This window comes from Alcanivorax sp. HI0083 (genome assembly GCF_001635175.1).
This window is the reverse complement of sequence record NZ_LWFX01000464.1, coordinates 1-723: the sequence shown is the minus strand read 5'-3', so window position 1 is coordinate 723 and position 723 is coordinate 1. Positions and strand designations below refer to the sequence as shown.

At 62.9% G+C, this 723-nt stretch carries 2 protein-coding genes; one reads left to right on the top strand and one right to left on the bottom strand.

Annotated elements, in window-relative coordinates; translation table 11 throughout:
• Positions 1 to 325 (top strand): chorismate lyase (locus tag A3754_RS04780; protein WP_156496796.1); only part of this gene is annotated, 325 nt, incomplete at its 5' end.
• A gap of 27 nt (positions 326 to 352) precedes the next feature.
• On the opposite strand, the gene A3754_RS04775 is transcribed toward A3754_RS04780, so the two are convergent.
• Positions 353 to 723, bottom strand: a 371-nt coding sequence (locus tag A3754_RS04775; protein WP_156496795.1) for a transposase, incomplete at its 5' end; no start/stop codon positions are given.

Genomic DNA, 723 nt, shown 5'->3' with positions numbered 1-723 from the left:
CCGCGAAGTCACCCTGCACCTGGACGGCACCCCGGTGGTGGCGGCGCGCAGCGTCCTGCCCTTGACCAGCCTGGCCGGCGCCAACCGCTCACTGGGCCACATGGGCAGCCGCTCCCTGGGCCTGGAGCTATACAACCGCCCGGTATGCCAGCGTGATCAGGTGTGGGCACGACTGGCCTCACCGGGCCAGAATCACCCGGTGTGCTGGGGCCGCCAGTCGTGCTTTATCAAACGCGGCGCGCCCTTGCTGGTGGCGGAATACTTCCTGCCGGCGTTGTGGGAGAAGGTATTTGCAACCGTCCCCGCTGGTACAGAATCACTGTAGGAGATTCTATGTTGTCCACCCCAGTCTTCATGAGGCAGGGGCCGGCTGATAGTCGGTGCCATTTTTCATAAGCGCGAAGGCGATGCGAACGAGTTTGCGCGCCAGGATGACCAGCGCCTGAATGGTTGCCAGCCCCCGGTCCAGATAAGCCTGATAGACCCCAGCCCAACGCTTGCTCCGGCGAGCGACCATGGCCGCGCAGTAAAGCAGCCTGCGAGCTTCTGAGTCCCCTTTCTTCGTCAGTTTTCGCTTGCCGGTTTTGGTGCCTGAGTCTCTCACGTGAACGTCCATCCCCAGGAAGGCCACGAAGGCATCACTGTTCCTGAAGTCGCCCCTTAAGAAGGCCATGACCAGAGCGTAGGCGGTCAGATCGCCCACGCCCTCCAGGGCCTTGCACC